The 17,829-nt window shown below is 66.5% G+C and carries 22 protein-coding genes; 10 read left to right on the top strand and 12 right to left on the bottom strand.

Going from position 1 to position 17,829, the window contains the following annotated elements:
• Positions 1-59 precede the first annotated feature (59 nt).
• A complete protein-coding gene (locus O0K41_RS12575) occupies positions 60-947 on the bottom strand; it encodes a hypothetical protein (RefSeq protein WP_005407588.1) in 888 nt (295 codons plus the stop codon).
• 93 nt (positions 948-1,040) lie between these two features.
• Here O0K41_RS12575 and O0K41_RS12570 point away from each other — a divergent pair, with 93 nt between their 5' ends.
• Positions 1,041-2,336 carry an acetyl-CoA C-acetyltransferase gene (locus tag O0K41_RS12570; protein WP_012478738.1) on the top strand — a complete coding sequence of 432 codons (1,296 nt, stop codon included), beginning with the start codon at positions 1,041-1,043 and terminating at the stop codon, positions 2,334-2,336.
• Between the two features lie 145 nt (positions 2,337-2,481).
• On the opposite strand, the gene O0K41_RS12565 is transcribed toward O0K41_RS12570, so the two are convergent.
• The 3 genes from O0K41_RS12565 to O0K41_RS12555 all read right to left on the bottom strand — a co-directional run bounded on the left by O0K41_RS12565 (position 2,482) and on the right by O0K41_RS12555 (position 5,675).
• Positions 2,482-3,777 (bottom strand): heme biosynthesis HemY N-terminal domain-containing protein, encoded by a 1,296-nt coding sequence (locus O0K41_RS12565; protein ID WP_012478739.1) that lies wholly within the window; start codon positions 3,775-3,777, stop codon positions 2,482-2,484.
• A gap of 6 nt (positions 3,778-3,783) precedes the next feature.
• Positions 3,784-4,761 carry a uroporphyrinogen-III C-methyltransferase gene (locus tag O0K41_RS12560; RefSeq protein ID WP_164221887.1) on the bottom strand — a complete coding sequence of 326 codons (978 nt, stop codon included), beginning with the start codon at positions 4,759-4,761 and terminating at the stop codon, positions 3,784-3,786.
• A gap of 104 nt (positions 4,762-4,865) precedes the next feature.
• The gene (locus O0K41_RS12555; RefSeq protein ID WP_164221885.1) at positions 4,866-5,675 is read right to left on the bottom strand and encodes a uroporphyrinogen-III synthase; all 810 of its coding nucleotides are present in this window, start codon (positions 5,673-5,675) and stop codon (positions 4,866-4,868) included.
• Between the two features lie 35 nt (positions 5,676-5,710).
• Between O0K41_RS12555 and O0K41_RS12550 the strand changes: the two genes are divergently transcribed.
• The 5 genes from O0K41_RS12550 to O0K41_RS12530 all read left to right on the top strand — a co-directional run bounded on the left by O0K41_RS12550 (position 5,711) and on the right by O0K41_RS12530 (position 8,795).
• Positions 5,711-6,178 (top strand): YiiD C-terminal domain-containing protein, encoded by a 468-nt coding sequence (locus tag O0K41_RS12550; protein ID WP_005407593.1) that lies wholly within the window; start codon positions 5,711-5,713, stop codon positions 6,176-6,178.
• A gap of 32 nt (positions 6,179-6,210) precedes the next feature.
• Positions 6,211-6,636, top strand: a complete 426-nt coding sequence (locus tag O0K41_RS12545) for a hypothetical protein (RefSeq protein ID WP_005407594.1) — start codon at positions 6,211-6,213, stop codon at positions 6,634-6,636.
• A 57-nt stretch (positions 6,637-6,693) separates the two neighbouring features.
• Positions 6,694-7,131, top strand: a complete 438-nt coding sequence (locus O0K41_RS12540) for a rhodanese-like domain-containing protein (protein WP_005411869.1) — start codon at positions 6,694-6,696, stop codon at positions 7,129-7,131.
• Between the two features lie 99 nt (positions 7,132-7,230).
• Entirely contained in the window at positions 7,231-7,749 is a 519-nt protein-coding gene (gene secB, locus O0K41_RS12535; protein WP_005407596.1) for a protein-export chaperone SecB, read from the top strand.
• A 20-nt stretch (positions 7,750-7,769) separates the two neighbouring features.
• Positions 7,770-8,795, top strand: coding sequence for an NAD(P)H-dependent glycerol-3-phosphate dehydrogenase (locus tag O0K41_RS12530; protein WP_005407597.1), 1,026 nt, complete (start codon positions 7,770-7,772; stop codon positions 8,793-8,795).
• A 149-nt stretch (positions 8,796-8,944) separates the two neighbouring features.
• Here the strand turns inward: O0K41_RS12530 and O0K41_RS12525 are convergent, their stop codons facing one another.
• On the bottom strand, positions 8,945-9,400 hold the full coding sequence (locus O0K41_RS12525; RefSeq protein ID WP_049449279.1) for a nuclear transport factor 2 family protein: 456 nt from the start codon (positions 9,398-9,400) through the stop codon (positions 8,945-8,947).
• A gap of 136 nt (positions 9,401-9,536) precedes the next feature.
• On the opposite strand from O0K41_RS12525, the gene O0K41_RS12520 reads away from it, so the two are divergent.
• Positions 9,537-10,211, top strand: a complete 675-nt coding sequence (locus O0K41_RS12520; RefSeq protein WP_088435801.1) for an Ivy family c-type lysozyme inhibitor — start codon at positions 9,537-9,539, stop codon at positions 10,209-10,211.
• Positions 10,212-10,271: 60 nt separating this feature from the next.
• On the opposite strand, the gene O0K41_RS12515 is transcribed toward O0K41_RS12520, so the two are convergent.
• From O0K41_RS12515 to O0K41_RS12500, 4 genes are all read right to left on the bottom strand, one after another.
• Positions 10,272-10,646: a hypothetical protein gene (locus O0K41_RS12515; protein ID WP_088435800.1), complete on the bottom strand. Its 375-nt coding sequence runs from the start codon at positions 10,644-10,646 to the stop codon at positions 10,272-10,274.
• Positions 10,647-11,136: 490 nt separating this feature from the next.
• Entirely contained in the window at positions 11,137-12,168 is a 1,032-nt protein-coding gene (gene arsB / locus O0K41_RS12510) for an ACR3 family arsenite efflux transporter (RefSeq protein ID WP_049449284.1), read from the bottom strand.
• Positions 12,169-12,176: 8 nt separating this feature from the next.
• Entirely contained in the window at positions 12,177-12,680 is a 504-nt protein-coding gene (locus O0K41_RS12505; protein WP_049449286.1) for an arsenate reductase ArsC, read from the bottom strand.
• 37 nt (positions 12,681-12,717) lie between these two features.
• Entirely contained in the window at positions 12,718-13,047 is a 330-nt protein-coding gene (locus tag O0K41_RS12500; protein WP_005411875.1) for a winged helix-turn-helix domain-containing protein, read from the bottom strand.
• Between the two features lie 17 nt (positions 13,048-13,064).
• Between O0K41_RS12500 and arsH the strand changes: the two genes are divergently transcribed.
• Positions 13,065-13,793 carry an arsenical resistance protein ArsH gene (arsH, locus tag O0K41_RS12495; protein ID WP_049449288.1) on the top strand — a complete coding sequence of 243 codons (729 nt, stop codon included), beginning with the start codon at positions 13,065-13,067 and terminating at the stop codon, positions 13,791-13,793.
• 34 nt (positions 13,794-13,827) lie between these two features.
• Here the strand turns inward: arsH and O0K41_RS12490 are convergent, their stop codons facing one another.
• The 3 genes from O0K41_RS12490 to O0K41_RS12480 form a co-directional block, all read right to left on the bottom strand.
• A complete protein-coding gene (locus O0K41_RS12490) occupies positions 13,828-14,520 on the bottom strand; it encodes a L,D-transpeptidase (RefSeq protein ID WP_049402849.1) in 693 nt (230 codons plus the stop codon).
• A 157-nt stretch (positions 14,521-14,677) separates the two neighbouring features.
• Entirely contained in the window at positions 14,678-14,950 is a 273-nt protein-coding gene (locus O0K41_RS12485) for a hypothetical protein (RefSeq protein ID WP_005407606.1), read from the bottom strand.
• Between the two features lie 214 nt (positions 14,951-15,164).
• Complete coding sequence (locus tag O0K41_RS12480) at positions 15,165-16,115, bottom strand: DUF2268 domain-containing putative Zn-dependent protease (protein WP_164221883.1); 951 nt, start codon at positions 16,113-16,115, stop codon at positions 15,165-15,167.
• 206 nt (positions 16,116-16,321) lie between these two features.
• On the opposite strand from O0K41_RS12480, the gene O0K41_RS12475 reads away from it, so the two are divergent.
• Both O0K41_RS12475 and O0K41_RS12470 read left to right on the top strand, forming a co-directional pair.
• The gene (locus O0K41_RS12475) at positions 16,322-16,897 is read left to right on the top strand and encodes an Ax21 family protein (protein WP_005411880.1); all 576 of its coding nucleotides are present in this window, start codon (positions 16,322-16,324) and stop codon (positions 16,895-16,897) included.
• Between the two features lie 123 nt (positions 16,898-17,020).
• Positions 17,021-17,788, top strand: a complete 768-nt coding sequence (locus tag O0K41_RS12470) for a helix-turn-helix domain-containing protein (RefSeq protein WP_088435798.1) — start codon at positions 17,021-17,023, stop codon at positions 17,786-17,788.
• Positions 17,789-17,829: the final 41 nt, after the last annotated feature.

Raw genomic sequence — 17,829 nt, 5'->3', positions numbered from 1 at the left:
CCGCTGGCCGGCAATCGTAGATCCGGATGTTGCCGGCCAGCGGCCGGCACTACCCGTCTTCAGCGCGCCAGCAGCTCGCGCGCGTCCTGGCCGGCTTCGCAGTGCACGAACAGTACCGGCACGCCATGTGCTTCCAGCACGGCGGCCATCTGTCGCTGGCGCATCAGGAACTGCTCGTAGATGCCCTTCAGGCGGTCGCAATCGTTCTTGCCGTGATCGTAGTGCGCGCACCAGCCGGCCGGATCGAACAGCGCCATGCGTGCTTCGCCATGCGTGTAACGCAGCAGCGGCTCGGGCGCGGCGTTGAGCCATTCGTCTTCACCGGGGGCCATGATCGCGGTCTCGATCAGCGGCCACAGCGCAGCCAGACCCTGGTTGTCGTACTGCATCGACATCATCGCGGCCAGATCATTCACGGTGAAATAGCGCGCGTGCTCGATGCGGGCACCGAAGGTGTTCTGCGCCATCAACGCAGTGTCGGCATGGGCCATGCCGTTGGCCAGCAGCGTGTCTTCCAGCGCCTCGGCCACCGCATTGGTCGTCGCCACGTCGCTGCCGGTCAGCAGGAACGGCACCACGCGCAGGCCACCGCCCACCAGGCTGGCATCGGCCTGGAACGGTAGCGGCACGTCGCCCTGGGCGTCGGTACCAAAGGCCAGCAGGCGCGGGCCCTGGTTGCGGCCCGGGGCACGCATCTGCAGTTCTTCCAGGCGGCGATGGATCGGCCAGCCCGGGCGCAGCACTTCGGCCGGGTCGAAATGGGCGGCGGCGAACACCAGGTCCAGCTCGGCCACCTGCGGCACCAGCTTGGACAGGTCGCGGCCGACGCGATCGGCCAGTTCACCGGCCTGTTCGGCGCTGAGTACCGCCTGGCGGGGGATTTCGCCGCCGGCCAGTTCCAGGGCCAGCACGCCAAGGGCATTCATCGCGGGGTCGGGTTTGCTCATGGTTCCACGGTTGGCCCATCACAGGGCGGCAGCTACACTTGGCTCCATTATGCCTGCTCCGCCGTGCAGGCCATGTTGCAGACACCCTCATCCATGCCAGGTATCTCCATGCCCAACGCTCGTCCCGTCGCCATCCTCGGTGGCGTCCGCATTCCGTTCTGCCGCCAGAACACCGCGTATTCGGATGTCGGCAACCTCGGCATGTCGGTCCGTACGCTGGGCGCGCTGGTCGAACGGTTCGGCCTGCACGGCCAGCAGCTGGGTGAAGTGGCGATGGGTGCGGTGATCAAGCACTCCAGCGACTGGAACCTGGGCCGTGAAGCCACGCTGTCGTCCGGCCTGTCGCCGCTGACCCCGGGCATCACACTGCAGCGCGCCTGTGGCACCTCGCTGGACAGCATCATCACCGTCGCCAACAAGATCGCGCTGGGCCAGATCGAATCGGGCATCGGCGGCGGTTCGGACACCACCTCCGACGTGCCGATCGTCTACGGCAAGAAGCTGCGCGCGCGCCTGCTGGCCGCCAACCGTGCCAAGAGCACTGGCGACAAGATCCGCGCGCTCACTTCCGGCTTCAAGTTCTCCGAGCTCAAGCCCGAGTTCCCGGGCGTGGCCGAGCCGCGCACCGGCAAGAGCATGGGCGACCACTGCGAGGACATGGCCAAGGAATGGAACATCTCGCGCGACTCGCAGGACGAGTGGGCGGTGTCCTCGCACAAGAAGCTGGCCGCTGCCTATGAGCGCGGTTTCTTCAACGATCTGATCGCACCGTTCCGTGGCGTCGAGCGCGACAACATACTGCGTCCGGATACCTCGCTGGAAAAGCTGGCCACGCTGAAGCCGGCCTTCGACAAGGTCTCCGGCCGTGGCACCCTGACCGCCGCCAACTCCACGCCGTTGACCGATGGCGCCGCCGCGGTGCTGCTGGCCAGTGAAGAGTGGGCGCGTGCGCACGGCCATGAGCCGCAGGCGTACCTGCGCGATGCGCACGTCTCTGCGGTGGACTTCGTGCATGGCGAAGGCCTGCTGATGGCACCGACCGTGGCCGTGCCGGAGATGCTCAAGCGCAATGGCCTGACCCTGCAGGACTTCGACATCTACGAGATCCACGAGGCCTTCGCTGCACAGGTGCTGTGCACCCTGCGTGCGTGGGAGAGCGAGGATTACTGCCGCAACCGCCTGGGCCTGGATGCGCCGATGGGCCGTATCGACCCGGACAAGATCAACCTGCTGGGCTCGTCGCTGGCCACCGGCCATCCGTTCGCCGCCACCGGTGCACGTGTGATTGCTACCGCAGCCAAGCAGCTGGCCGAACGCGGCGGTGGCCGCGCGCTGGTGTCGATCTGCACCGCCGGCGGCATGGGCGTGGTGGCGATCGTCGAACGCTGATCGCATTCATCGAACAAAAAAAACGCCGCCCATCGGGCGGCGTTTTTTTGTCCGGTGGATGCCGACCGTTGGTCGGCATGGTGCGGGAAGCATCCACGCATGGCGTGGATCTATTGGGTGGGTGCCGACCGTTGGTCGGCACGCCTCACGGCAACCGCGGGTTGCCGAACTCGTCGCGCTCTTCATTGGCGTCATACACCGGCGGCTGCACCGCGATCGGCTGCTCTTCCACCGTGGCACGTAGCGGCGCCTCGCTGCCGCGCACCAGCGCCACGCTGTCCTCGCCGCGCTGCAGTCGCAGCGCATTGGCCAGGCACTGCGCGGCCAGCGCGTGCTCGCCACGCTGCGCGAACAGTTCGCCCAGCGCTTCCCACGCCGGGGCACCGGCGCCGGCGGCGATGGCCTCGTGCAGGAACGTATCGGCGGCATCCCACTGCTGCTGGGCCAGGGCCACGCGGCCCTGCGCCAGATGCAGTGCGGCCGAGCCATCATGCACATTGCGCCAGCGCGCCAGGTTGGCCTGGCGGGTGGCCAGGCGCTCGGCCGGCAGGCGGCCGTACAGCGCCACCAGTTCGTCGTCCCAGCGCTGGTCCAGCGCCTGTTCCAGCGCCAGCAGCGCCGGCTCATCCCAGTTCAGGGCCACCGCGCGGCTGGCATAGGCGCCCACCACGTCCGGGGTCGGCCGCAGCGCCTTCGGCGTGGCTTCCCACTGTGCGGCCAATGCGTTGACGTCGGCCGCTTCCAGCAGCGCCTGTGCGGCCAGGCGGGCTTCCAGTTCGCTGTTTGATTCGGCCGGCAGTACCTTGCTCTGGCGCAGCGCACCCAGCTGGCCATAGGCCTCGTGTGCGCGGCCGGCACGCGCCAGCGCTTCGGTACGCAGCCACAGGCCGCGCGGCGGCAGCGGCTGGATCGCCGCCACGTCCAATGCATTGATCGCATCCACCGGCAGATCGCGCGCCAGCAGCTGTTCGGCGCGCAGCAGTGCCTGCAGGGTGGCATCGCTCTCGCCAAGACGCTGCAGCAGCGCTTCACCGGCGGGGCCGTCGGCACGTGCCTGTGCGCTGCGCACGGCATTGGCCAGCGCCACCGCGCTCACTTCCGGGTCCTTGGCAGCGCCATCCAGCAGCTTCTCGGCACGCTGCCACTGGCCGTGCTCGTAGGCCTGCAGGCCGTCGATCAGGCGCACCCGGCCCTGCTTGCGGCGGTAGCGGCCCCAGGCGCGGAACGGTGCGGCAATCAGGCTCCACAGCAGCCACAGCACCAGCACTGCGATCACCGACAGCAGCGCCACCTTCGGCAGGTTGCTGTGGTAGTCGTAACCGCCGTAGCGCAGGGTCACTTCACCGAAACGGTTGAGGTCATCGGCGCCGAGCCATTGCGCGGCCACCACGCCGATGGCCACCGCCAGCAACAGCACAACCAGGGATTGCAGGGGTTTCATGCGGGATTACCTCCGGTCGGTCTGGGTGCGCAGTTGCTGCAGGGTGCTGCCAAGCACGGTGTTGCTGGCCTGCAGCGGAAGCTCGCGCAAGGCCTTCAGTTCAGCACGTTGCGCGCGCAGGGCCGGTGAATCCGGCCAACGCCGCTGTGCCCAGTGCTCCACGCGTTCCAGTGCGGTATCGCGGCCCGTGCGGTCGCCGCGTTCGATCGCGGCGCGCGCCAGGGTCAGTTCCAGCTGCAGGGCGTCGTCGGCATTGCGACGTTCGGCGGCGGTCAGCGGGCCATTCTGGCGGCTCGGGGTGATGTCCACGAACGGGGCCAGCGTCGATTGCCACCACGGTTTTGCGGTGTCGGTCGCAGGGTTGCCGGTCACCTGCGACGGCAGCCCCTGCAGTGCCCTGGCCAAGGCATCCAGCCGCTGCAGCGACCGCACGCGCGGGCCGGCGCCCAGCGCATCCAGTGCATCGCGCTCCTGCACCAATGCCTGGCGCAGGTTCAGGCCATCGCTGTCGGGCAGATCGGCCAGCGCGGTGGCGGCCTGTGCATACAGGCGGCGCGCGCCTTCCACGTCGTCGGCATAATTCAGCCGCTGCGCCGCCTGGGTCAGCAGCAGTTCGGCCTCGTCGCGCTGTACCGCCTGGCGGCCCTGGTTGGCGCTGTCGGCCAGCTTGGCCAGGTTCTCTTCCAGCAGCGCACTGCGCTGCGAAAGGCCCAGCATCTCGTCGCGCAGCACGCGGTTGGTGGTCGCCGCATCCTGCAGGCGCTGGCTGGTCGCGCGCTGGTCGCGGCGCAGTGCATCCAGCGTCGCCTCCAGGCCCTGCAGCTGCACGGCCATGGTCTGTGCCTGCGCTTCCTGTTCGTGCTGTTGCTGCTGCCAGACGTACCAGCCGGCATAGCCGCCCACGCCAAGCACGACCACCCCGGCCAGCGGCAGCAGCCAGCGCACGGGGCGACGGGGCGGGGAAACGGGCGGAGTCTCGTTCATGGGGCTTCCTTGTCGGCAACGTCGCCGGTCAGGATCCGGCAGGCCGCGTTGTGCACAGCATCACTGTTGCCGACCACAGCGGCAAGCGTGACCCACGTCCCTGTTCAGGTCGCTGCCGGCACGGTGAGCGTGGCGTGTGCAGCGGCCACCAGCTGTGCCGTGGTGGGCCCGGCCGCGCGCACCACGCGCTGCAGCCCCAGTGCATGCGCCTGATCGCCCAGCCGTTCGCTGGCCACGACGACGGTGGTCTGGGTCTGCAGGCGTTGCTGCAATGCCGGCGGAAGCTGCTGCCAGAAATGCAGCAACGCCTCACCACTGCTCACCGCCAACACCCACGGCTGCGCTGAATGCGCCAATCGAACCAGCGTGCGGGGCGACAGGCGCAGCAGGCGGCGCTGGTAGACATCGGCACGTTCGATCGTGGCGCCTGCGGCCTGCAGGTGTGCAGCAATCAGCCCGCGTCCGCCGGGGGCGGTCACCAGGCCGATGCGCAGGCCCTGTACGTTGGCCAGCACCGGCATCGCGAGCAGCCCCTCGCTGTCCATCCGCTGCGGTGCATGCACCTCGGCGACACCCTGCGCCCGCAGCGCGCGCGCGGTGCCTTCGCCCACGGTCAGCCACGGGCTGCGTTGCGCCTCGGCCAGTGGCAGCAGGGACGCGGCTGCGGCAACGGAGGCCGGGCTGGTGAACACCACCCGATCGCAGTTCAGCGCGCGTTGCAGCTGGCGCACCACTGGCGTGCCCTTCAGGCGCTGCAGGCGCCACGGCGAAAGGGCCAGCACATGCCCGCCCAGCCCAGCAACGGCGCGGCGCAGCGCCACATGCTGGCCCTGCGGGCGCAGTGAAACCAGGGTCCAGCCCGCGTCGGAACCGGCGGCGCCAGTGGGTATCGTATGGTCGGCCATTGCCTGCATTATGCGGGCCCTTCGTTGTCGTGGTCTCTGCTCCGATGTCCGTTGATGCTCTGACTTCCTCGCTGGCCGCCCTGCAGGACGTGCTGGACTGCATGCCGGCGGTCCGCGCCATGCAGATCCAGCTCGACGGCTATGCCGATGGCGTGCTGCGCATCACCGCGCCGCTGGCCGCCAACGTCAACGACAAGGGCAACGCCTTCGGTGGCAGCCTGGCCTCGGTGCTGACCCTGTCCGGCTGGGCGCTGGTCAGCCTGCGCCTGCGCCTGGCCGGCCACGATGCCGAGGTCTACGTGGCCGACAGCAACCTGCGCTACCTGGCCCCGGTCTACGAAGACCTGCACGCCCACGCCGAAGCGGCCGAGGCCACCGGCTGGGACGCCTTCCTGAACACCTTCCGCCAGCGCCGCAAGGCCCGCATCAGCATCATCGCCACCCAGCCCGGTGCCGATGGCAAGCCTGCCGCAGAGTTCAGCGGTCGCTTTGTTGCCTTCGCCAAAGGGTAGGATGGCAGGCTGACGTTCTGGGGAAACCACCGATGCGCCGCCTCATCCAGTTCCTGATGTGTTCCCTGCTGCTGGTCAGCGCCGTGGCTTCGGCCGACGACCTGAGCCGCAAGCAGCGCAAGCTGCTGGAAGAGACCCAGATCGCCTACGGCGCCACCATCCGCTGGGGCAGCATGGACGATGCCATCGGCTATCTGGACCCCAAGCTGCGCAAGGAAAAGCCGCCCACCGAGTTCGAGCTCAACCGCTACGCGCAGCTGCGCGTGTCGTCCTACCGCGAGCGCAGCAGCGCGGCGCTGGAAGGCGGCCTGGTCGAGCGCCGGGTCGAAATCGGGGTGATCAACCAGAACACCCAGGCCGAACGCACCGTGATGGTGGTCGAGCGCTGGCGCTGGGATCCGGAGGCCAAGCGCTGGTGGCAGACCGCCGGCCTGCCGGACCTGTGGAAGGGGCAGTGACGGGCCGCGTCCGGCTTGTGCGACAATCGGCGCCCGCTTAATCGACCCGTGACCTGAGTGAATTACGAAGAGTTGCTGGCCTTTGCAGGCCGAAACCCGATGCTGTCCGCGGCCCTGGTCGGCCTGACCGTGGCCATCATCGTCACCGAGATCCGCCGCCTGTTCCGGGGCTTCAAGGGCATCAAGCCCGCCGAACTGACCCAGCTGATGAACGCGGGCGGCACGGTGGTGGTCGACCTGTCGGCCAGCGGTGACTTCGAGAAGGGCCACATTGCCGGCAGCCGCAACGCCCAGGCCAGTGCCTTCGGCCCGGACCACAAGCTGGTGGCCAACGCCAAGCAGTCGCCGGTGGTGCTGGTGTGCCGCAGCGGCAACGCCTCGGAAACCGCCGCCAAGGCGCTGAAGAAGGCCGGCTTCGAGAAGGTCTACGTGCTCGACGGCGGCATTCCCGCCTGGCAGCAGGCCGAACTGCCGCTGGTCAAGGGCCGCAACTGATTGCCGCAGGTGGCGGATCCGGCCTTGTATGGGCCTGATCCCGCCCCCATCGCAGTAATTCGACCATCGTTTTCATTGCATTCATTGGAGTTACTGGAAATGTCCGAAGAGATCACCAACGGCGCTGCTGCGCCGGTCGATGCCGCCACCGGCCCCGCTTTCACCGTCGAGAAGATCTACGTCAAGGACGTCTCCTTCGAGTCGCCGAACGCTCCGACCATCTTCAATGACCAGGTGCAGCCGGAGCTGCAGCTGAACCTGAACCAGCAGGTGCAGCGCCTGGGTGAGAACGCCTTCGAAGTCGTCCTGGCCGTGACCCTGACCTGCCAGGCCGGTGAGCGCACCGCCTACGTGGCCGAAGTGAAGCAGGCCGGCGTGTTCGGCCTGGTCGGCCTGGACCCGCAGTCGATCGACGTGCTGCTCGGCACCCAGTGCCCGAACATCCTGTTCCCGTACGTGCGCCAGCTGATCAGCGACCTGATCCAGGCCGGCGGCTTCCCGCCCTTCTTCCTGCAGCCGATCAACTTCGAAGGCCTGTACGCAGAAACCCTGCGCCAGCGCCAGGAGCAGGGCGACGCACCGTCGCTGGCTGACTCCGAGCCGGCTGGCAACGCCTGATTCCTGCCGCGACGTCACGGATGAGCACTACCGCTGACAAGATCGCCGTGCTTGGCGCCGGTTCCTGGGGAACCGCGCTGGCCAGCCTGCTCGCACGGCACGGTCATCCGACCGTGCTGTGGGGGCGCGATGCTGCCGTGGTCGAAGCCATCGACCAGCGCCACGAGAACCCGCGTTACCTGCCGGGCATCCCGCTGCCGGACAGCCTGCGTGCCACCACCGACCTGGCGTCGGCGGTGGAGGGCGCGGCCTGGATCCTGGTGGTGACCCCCTCGCATGCCTTCGGCGAAACCGTGCGTGCGCTGGCGCCGCTGCGTCCTGCCGGTGCCGGCGTGGCCTGGGCCACCAAGGGCTTCGAACCCGGTTCGGGCCGCTTCCTGCATGAAGTGGCGCGCGAAGTGCTGGGTGAGGACGTGCCGCTGGCCGTCGTCACCGGGCCGTCGTTCGCCAAGGAAGTCACCCAGGGCCTGCCGACCGCGATCACCGTGCACGGCGACGTGCCCGAGTTCGCGCAGACGGTGGCCGAGGCGATGCATGGCCCGGCGTTCCGCGCCTATACCGGCGACGACATGGTCGGTGCCGAGCTGGGCGGCGCGATGAAGAACGTGCTGGCCGTGGCCACCGGCGTGGCCGATGGCATGCAGTTGGGCCTCAACGCCCGTGCCGGCCTGATCACCCGTGGCCTCAACGAGATGCTGCGCCTGGCCGCTGCCATCGGTGCCAAGCCGGAAACGCTGATGGGCCTGGCGGGCCTGGGCGATCTGGTGCTGACCTGCACCGGCGACCTGTCGCGCAACCGCCGGCTGGGCCTGGCCCTGGGCCGTGGCCAGACGCTGCAGGATGCCGTGCGCGAAATCGGCCAGGTGGTCGAATCGGTGCAGACCGCCGACGAAGTGATGCGACAGGCGCGCCGCCATGGCATCGACCTGCCGATCTCCGACCGCGTGCGTGCCGTGCTGCATGGCGAGCAGACGCCGGAAGAAGGCCTGCGCGCATTGCTGGCGCGGGAACAGAAACCGGAGTATCCGGACACGCTGTTCAAGTGAATCGAAAAACCCCGACCCAGTGCCGGGGTTTTTTCATCAGGGAGTACACGCGGGTGCCGGACGGGAGACAGGCTTTGGTGGGTGCCAAGCTTGCTTGGCATCATGCGCGCTGCATATCCACGCATGGCGTGGATCTACTGCAACGCCGATCACCGCGCCCGTGGCGGCGCGCTGGTGTTATCCATGTCCGAAAAGATCAACCACGGCCCGTCACTCACGCGCTTCAACGTGAGCGTGAACTTGCCGGTATCGCCCACGTTGTTGCCGTAGCTGTACGCACCAATGATGTAGCCCGTATTCCCCTCCACCGCATACGCCAACGCACGCAGCCGCAACGGACTGCTGCCCTGGCCGCCATATGCGGCCTCGATTGCGCTGCGGCCGCGCACCGGCGGCTGGTTGCTCTGCAGCACAAAACCATCCTCGGCGAACAGCGCAGCCAGTGCCTTGGCATCACCCGTGCGCCACGCCTGCTCGTAGTCGCGCAGTACACGGTCCAGCGATGCGGGCAGCGCGATATCGGGAAGCGGCTGTGCGGGCTTCGCGCCTTCTGCATCGTGGGCAATTGCCGGCGATGCCATCAGCAGGGCACTGCAGAAGATCATGGCGAGTCGTGTGCGGCGCATGCGTCCAGGCCCTGGAGATGATGGGAAGGCTTCAGACGCATCCTAGCGCGCCGCTGGTTAGAATCACGCGGCCGCCGATTTGGTGGATGCAGCGCAGATCAGACAAGGACACGGAATGAAGATGCGAATCACAGGGATGGCGATGATGGCCGCGCTGCTGGCAGCCTGCGGACAGGCACCGGAGAAGACTGGCGAGACTGCACCTGCTGTGGCGCCGGCACCGACCACCGAAGCACCGGCCGCCGCGGCGACGGTGGTCGAGAAGGAACCGTCCGCCGAAAACGGTGTGGACCCCTCGGTGTGGGATAACGAAGGCGAACCGGAAGACCCGATCGCCGGCGGGGAACTCACCTGCGCGGACAATCCGCTGGCGACGCATTTCTTCACCCTGGTGGGCGGCAATACCGTGGACGACTGCGGCCGCAAGGATCCGAAGGTGCTGGCGGCGTTCAACGCCCTGATGAAGAACACGGCCGCAGCCGAATCCGCTGACAAGGAGATTCCATCGCTGCGCGAACGCCTGTTGAGCGGGCCCAGCGGTCCTGGCGAACTGGTAGTGCTGCAGGGTGAGCCGTGGTGGTTCTACACCGCCTGCCAGGCCCACGACTGCCCCGGCACGGCGTTGGCGATGTTGTATTCGCCCGATCAGTCGAAGATGGTTGGCCGTCTTACCGCGCGCTGCCGTGTATGGTGGCTGGGCGAGCCGACGGCGGAACAACGTGCGCAGATCGAACAGCGCCAGCCACTGCAGGATGCCGCGTTGAAGGAAGACAGCGCACTCTGCGAGTGATGTGGCGCGCGCCGCAGCGCCGGGCCGTGCCCGGCGTTGCAGTGAGCGTTGTTCCCCGTATCACCCTTCCGGCCGCATGCGTGCGCTGACCTGTGCTGACAGCGACAGACTGACCATCATCAGGCCCTCCATCACACGGTCGCCCACGTACTCCTCGTCGGGTCCGTTCTGGCGCACGCGCTCGGCAGCCAGCAGCATTTCCAGCGCCACTCGCAGGCCGGTCAATGCGCAATCCGCGTCGGCCAAGGCCATGCGGCGGCCGGGCATCTGATGACGTTCCGGCCAGGGCTGGCCATCGGCGGCGGCGCCCTTGCCGATGCGGTCGAGCGTGGCGATGAAACCGTGCGGATCGTGCGGGTGCAGTGCTTCCGAGGGCGCGTCCGCGTTGGCGGGCACGTACTGCGCGCGCAGGCGGGAGGATTCGGGTGTGCTCATGGCAAGGGCTCCGTGCAGGACAGACGGTAACCGCCACATAGAGGTGGCGGGCGGAGACGTGGCTCGAAAACCGGGAGATCACGAACAAGACCGGCAGGCGCAAGGCCTCCACGCTCCGCCCGCCATAGCCGGCAGACGGAATGCCAGCCGGCGCCACGCGGGGTGACGCCGGCTGGCAAGCGCAAACAACGTTCGTGATCTAACGGGTTTTCGAGGCCCGGCCACCCATTTTCCGGCGGCCCACCATCTGTACCGCCGTCGCTGCGCAACGCCAATCAGAAGAGTTGCATTCAACGCTGGATCAAAGACGCTTTTGGCATTTTTGCATGCTGTTAAGCCGTCGCAGACGCAGGCGCCGCAACGTCCGTAGCGGCATGAGGAATATGCGACATGGGTCGAAGTTGATGACGTGGCGTACGGGTACCCCACCAGGCCGATGACGACAGTGCGGGGCGAAGAACGCAAATCGACTTCGGCGCACTCCGGTGTGTCAGTGCTCTTCGCGTCTCTCGTACCAGGCTTGAGTACGGTTCACGATCCGCACCACAGACAACATGACCGGCACCTCGATCAGTACACCCACCACCGTCGCCAGCGCAGCCCCCGAGTGCACGCCGAACAGTCCCACCGCTGTGGCCACAGCCAGTTCGAAGAAGTTGCTGGCGCCAATCAGCGCTGAAGGGCCGGCCACGCAATGCGCCACGCCCAAGCGGCGGTTGAGCAGGTAGGCCAGGCCTGAAGTGAAGTAGACCTGGATCAGGATCGGCACTGCAATCAGTGCAATCACCAGCGGTTGCTTCACGATCTGCTGGCCCTGGAACCCGAACAGCACCACCAGCGTCAGCAGCAGCGCTGACAGGGACAGCGGTCCCAGCCTTCGAAGCGCACGCTGCAGGCCCGCCTCGCCGCTGCGCGAAAGGATCCAGTGCCGCAGCAGGGCGGCCACCAGCACGGGCACCACAATGTAGAGACCCACCGACAACAGCAGCGTGTCCCACGGCACAGTGATCGCTGACAGGCCCAGCAACAGCGCCACCACCGGTGCGTATGCGACCACCATGATCGCGTCGTTCAACGCCACCTGGCTCAGGGTGAAGTTGGCATCGCCGCGGCACAGGTTGCTCCAGACGAACACCATGGCAGTGCAGGGCGCGGCTGCCAGCAGGATCAACCCGGCGACGTAGCTGTCGATCTGCCCCGCCGGCAACCAGTCGACGAAGGCATGGCGCAGGAACAGCCAGCCCAGCAGCGCCATCGAGAATGGCTTCACCGCCCAGTTGATGAACAGCGTTACGCCGATGCCCTTCCAGTGCTGCTGCAACTGGCGCATTGCGCGGAAGTCGACCTTCAGCAACATCGGGATGATCATCAGCCAGATCAGCGCGGCAACCGGCAGGTTGACCTTGGCGACTTCGGCGGACGCCAGCACCGCGAAAGCACCGGGTAGGAAGTGGCCCAGCAGCGTGCCGACCGCAATGCAAAGCCCGACCCAAAGCGTCAGGTGGCGTTCGAACAGATTCATGCGGGAAGTCACGGCATGCTGTCGGTCGGCTGCAACTGTCCAATCTGATCCAGCGCGTGCTGCAGCGCTTCGCGGTCGGACCACAATGAGTCAGGCAAGGCGAGCAATGCACGCAGTCGCGCCTTCACGATGGCATGAGCCAGCGCGAAGGCTGCGGTCTTGTCGGCATCGCTGCCTGCCACGGCGGCCGGATCGGGCAGGCCCCAGTGGCTGCGGACGAAGTCACCGAACACCACAGGGCAGGCTTCCGCTGCGGCTGCATCACACACGGTGATCACCAGATCCATCGGTGCTGCATCCACGAACTCATCCCACGACTTGCTGCGCAGCCCTTCAATGGGCATTCCTTCGGCCTGCAACTGGGCCAGCGCGAAGGAGTTGATCTGGCCAGTGGGCTGGCTGCCCGCACTGAATGCGCTGAAGCGATCACCGCCCCATGCACGCAGGGTGGCTTCGGCAAGCACGCTGCGGGCGCTGTTGCCGGTACAGAGGAACAGGACATTGCGGGTCATGGAGCAATTGCCTTGAGTGGAGAGGATCTGTGTGGGGTCAGCCCTTGCAGGCGGGCGCCGTGGGCATGCATTGCTCGGTTGGCGAGCCCGCGCAGCAGTTGTGCGTCAGGTACTCGATCAAGCCGTTCATCGCATTGAAGTTGGCGCGGTAGCAGACATGGCGACCTTGGCTTTCGCTCTCCACCAGGCCGGCCTGCACCAGCTCCTTCAGGTGGAAGCTGAGCGTGGCTGGGGGGACCTGCAGGGCCGTGGCGATGTCGCCCGCCATGCGACCTGCCGGGCCAGCCTCCACCAGCAGGCGGAAGGCAGCCAGGCGGGTGGCATGGCCCAGGGCAGTCAGGGCGGCAATTGCATTCAACGTTTCCATATTTCTAGAATAATCGAATGAATAAGCCCATCACAAGCCCTCATCTACCGAATCTGGTAGACGCCTCGCTGCCCCAGCCCGATCACCACCAGCTCGCCGCGGCAGATCCTGGACCGCCACGCATCCTCCTGCTCTACGGCTCGCTTCGGCCGCAGTCGTTCAGTCGCAAGCTGGCGCTGGAAGCCGAGCGATTGTTGCGTCACCTGGGGTGCGAGACCCGCGTGTTCGATCCGCATGCGCTGCCCATGCTGGACAGCGTGCACCCGCACCACCCTGAAGTGCAGCGACTGCGCGAATGGTCGCAGTGGTCGGAAGGCCAGGTCTGGGTCAGCCCCGAGCGGCATGGCACGGTCACCGGCGTGTTCAAGAACCAGATCGACTGGTTGCCGCTGGAAGATGGCAGCGTGCGGCCCACGCAGGGCAGGACGCTGGCGCTGCTGCAGGTGAGTGGCGGCTCGCAGTCGTTCAATACGGTCAACACGTTGCGCGTGCTCGGCCGTTGGATGCGCATGCTGACCATCCCCAACCAGTCGTCGGTGGCCAAGGCCTGGCAGGAATTCGATGACGACGGCCGGATGAAACCCTCGCCGTACTACGATCGGCTGGTGGATGTGATGGAAGAGCTGGTGAAGTTCACGCTGCTGACGCGTGGCAGGACGGACTATCTGGTGGACCGTTACAGCGAGAGGAAGGGCGATGAGCATGCCGCTGCATTGGCGCGGGCGGCGGGCGCTGCGGCTTCCTGACTTCCAGTACGCAAACGCTTTCCACTACCCACTTCTACTTGCTTGCGCGCCGCGCGCCTTTCTCGTCTTCGTCCTTCGCATCGCCACGGCTCTGCGCGAACTCCGGGAACGTCTTCGCGATCGAATCCTTGTCCGGCAGGATGTAGAACACACCGCCCTTCTCGAACGTGGACTGCACGATCTGCTCGTAGAACGCGGGCGAGACGTTGATGCAGCCGTGGGTGACGCGGTTGTCGTCCGGCGTCGGCGTTGCCAGCCGTTGGGCGCGTTTCTCTTTCGGGGTGCCTGGCGGCAGCGGGTGCATCGAGACGGCGGAATCGTAGTCCACCCACAGCACGCGCCCGGCATCGTCGGAGGGGCCGTAGCCACCAATGAAACGGCCGGCAGGGGTGGTGCGGTCATGGCCGGGAATCGCGCTCAGTGCGAGCTTGGCAACACCAGGGGCCGAGTGATCACCGATGGCCGAACCGAACAGCGCCGGCGCCGCGCCGCGCAGCTTACCGTCGCCGCCGAAGATCAGGACCTGCGCGGCGGCCTTGTCCATGATTGCGAACGGGTAGCCCTGGTTGTCCTTGCTGGCAACCACCCAGCCGGCCAGCTCGATCACTGTTTCGGACACGCTCTGGTCGGGTGGAAGTTCATCAACGGCGGCAATTCGCTGTTCAGGCGCTTCCTTGTCCTTGCCCTTGGCGCTGGCTGCGCCGCTGCACGCAACGGCCAGTGCCATCGCCAGTGCGGCATGGAGGACGCGGCGTGCAGGGGAGGAGGAGGTACGAATGGGACGGCTCCTTGCAATGCAATCCTGGGTGGAAGGATGCCAGTGGCCGGCGAAGGCCACTGGTTCCCGATACAGAGGTGGATCAATTCAAAGGATGAGGGAGCTATCAGCCGCGCGGCTTGCGACCGGCCGGTGCCCTTTCAAGCTGCTGTACGCGGCCTTCGATCTGGTCCAGACGCTGGTTGGCCTGCTGCGCCGACTGGTTGGCGGACTCGGCACTCTGGGCAGCGCCCTGCACCTTTACGTCGAGCTGATCGAGGCGCGAGTTGATGGTTGCGAACTCGTCCTTGTAGGTGGCGCAAGCGCCGAGGCTTACGGTGGCCACGATGGCGACGGTGATGGCGCGTGCTGCGTTGATGTGCTGCTTGGTCAGTTTCATTTCCAACTCCCTCCTTCGTCTGGGGAAGCTGGAATATAGCGGCGTTTGTTCCCGGCGCTAGCCCGTGCTTTCAGCTGGAATTTGAGTACGTGGATGGGCTGTGAAGGCCTGTAGATCAACAAACCTTAACAAGCGGGATCAAGCGAACTGATCTGCATCGGCGGAGCGCCTTGTGCCTGTTAAACGTTACCCATTCACCTGCATGAAGCCGGCATCACGGCATGCGCATCTGCGTGCTTCCGCCTGCTCCGCACGCAGGTTGCCATCCACTTGCTTCCAGCAGCGCTGCAGCGTTCCCAGGCTGGACATCCAGCAGTTCGGCGACGCCGCTGCGCGTGTCGGCCGCGCGCGCAACATAGGCATGGGCGATGCGATAGCCGATCCAGTAGCCGAGATCTCCGCGGCGCGCATCGTCGCCGGGACCGTTGTACAGCCACCTCGAAAGATCGGTACCCATGCTGTCCTGCAGGAACGCGCGCTCCAGCGCACACTCGCGACCCTGCGTCCAACGCTGCAGATGCGCGTTGGCCGGTTGCCCGGAGATCCGTTCGGCCACGTATTCGGCGCCCCCTTCCAGCAGCGTCTGATAGAGCAGGGTGGGCTGCTCGACGTCCACGCGTGCACCGGGCTGTTGCACGTGCACATACTCATGCGCGATCAGATGCACGAAGCGGTCACCTACATCGGCCTGCATCCAGTCGGCGTTGCACAGTGCTTCCAGTCCGACGACCACACCTGCTTCGGTAGTCACGCCACCACTGTTGCCGCGGCCCACCAGTACGGTGACCGGGGGAAAGCGCGCAGACGGCAACAGGGCGCCAAGTCGATCGACGGCAGCGGCGACGCGCGTGCGGATCGATGGCAATGCGGTCGCGCAGGTTCTCGCTTTCGCAAACAATGCCGGCTTGTCCTGGATGGCCCTGGCCAGCCGCTCCATCGAGCCGATACGGCGGTCGGTGAAGCTGCGCAGGGCATCCGTACCCGCATCCAGATAGCCGTGTTGCAGATCATCGGCGCTTGGGCGCCCTTGGTTGGCGTCCAGCACCTTGAAGAAGCGCGTGACATCGTCTGTCTGTACGACGATGTGCCTGGCAGAAACGATGCGCTCAGCGGCCTGTGCCTGCAGTAGCACAACCGGCGAGGCGATCAGGATCAGAGCCCGCATCAAGCATCGAGCGTGGTGCGCGCAAGAAGCCGACAGCGGTCCCATGCGGAGTTCCCTGAACGCCAGCCTTATTTATACACCAGTCAGTTCAATATTCAGGGTTGATTAGACCCCCTAACGGATAATTCACACCTGTCGACCGCCTCTTCTCTCTCCCCCTCCCGGGAGGCGGCCGACGAAACCAAAATAATTAAAGGTGTGTCCCGATGAACAAGAATTCGCTGCTCGCCCTGGGTCTTTTGGCTGCTCTGCCGTTCGCTGCATCGGCAACCGATGGCCTGTCGTACAACTACGTTGAAGGCGGCTACGTGAACACCGATGCCAAGGGCGGCGACGCCGACGGCTGGAAGGTGAAGGGTTCCGTGGCGGTGCACCCGAACTTCCACATCTTCGGCGACTACAGCGCGCAGGAGACCGACAAGTTCAAGAATGACGTCGACCAGTGGCGCATCGGCGCCGGCTACAACTACGGCATCGCACCGAACACCGACCTGGTGGCTCGCGTTGCGTACCAGAAGTTCGACATGAAGCATGGCCTGGACTTCAACGGCTACTCGACCGAAGTTGGCGTGCGCACCGCGTTCAACCCGTACGTGGAAGGCTACGTGATGGCCGGCTACGAGGACTACACCAAGAAGCACGGCATCAACCCGGACGGCGAGTTCTATGGCCGTGTCGGCGCCACCGCCAAGTTCAACCAGAACTGGGGCCTGAGTGGCGAAGTGAAGCTGGCCAAGGCCGGCGACCGCGAGTGGTTCGTGGGCCCGCGCTTCACCTGGTAACAAACGCCTGTCGTTAGTGCGTGTTGTGCTGGCGTGTGACTCTCTCTCTCTCCCACACGCCAACCGAAGCCCGGCCTCGCGCCGGGCTTCACTTTTATGGGCCCCGTGGCGCCACAATGCGGCATGGGCGACCCTTCCTCTCTTGCAGGCACCGGCACGACCTACCAGGAGCATCTGGCGCCTGCGCCGCTGCGCGGCCACTTTGGCCAGCTGTGGCAGAGCCAGCTTCCTGCCGATGCCGATGGGCACATCACCGTATTGCCCGATGGCTGCGTGGATATCCTCTGGCGCGACGGTGCGCTGTTCGTCGTCGGCCCGGACCGCGTGGCCGCGCACCCGGCGCTGGCACCCGGTGCGCAGGTGCTGGGCGCACGCTTCCGTCCCGGCCAGGCATTGGCCGCGCTGGGCCTGCCCTTGGCCGCGATCATCGGCCAGGCCGTGCCACTGGCCGACCTGAAGGGCGCGTGGGTGAACAAGGCGGCGGCCTCCATCGGCGACACCGCGCCTGCACAGCGCCTGCAGCGAATGGCGCACTGCCTGCAACAGCACATGGGTGCGGCCGCGCTCGATACGCCGGCGCAGCGCGCCCATGTCCTGTTCCAGGCGCTCGCCGCGGGTAATGCCACGCTGGATACGCTGGCGGCGCACTTGGGCCTGAGCCCGCGCAGCTTGCGGCGTTTCAGCCAGTCGCAGTTCGGCTACGGCGCCAAGACGCTGGAGCGGATCCTGCGGCTGCAACGTTTCCTGCGCCAGAGTCGCGCGCTGCCACTGCATTCGTTGGCGATGCTGGCCGCTGATGCCGGCTATGCCGACCAGGCCCATCTCAGCCGCGAGGCGCGTGAATTGGCGGGCATGACCGCCAGCGAGCTGCGCCTGGAGTGGGGACAATGATGGCCGTTTTGTTCAAGACCACTGTGCTGCATTGATCGATG

This window comes from Stenotrophomonas sp. Sm2128, from assembly GCF_030985535.1.
In the GTDB taxonomy this organism is placed as follows: domain Bacteria; phylum Pseudomonadota; class Gammaproteobacteria; order Xanthomonadales; family Xanthomonadaceae; genus Stenotrophomonas; species Stenotrophomonas maltophilia.
This window is presented reverse-complemented; position numbering and strand designations above follow the sequence as displayed.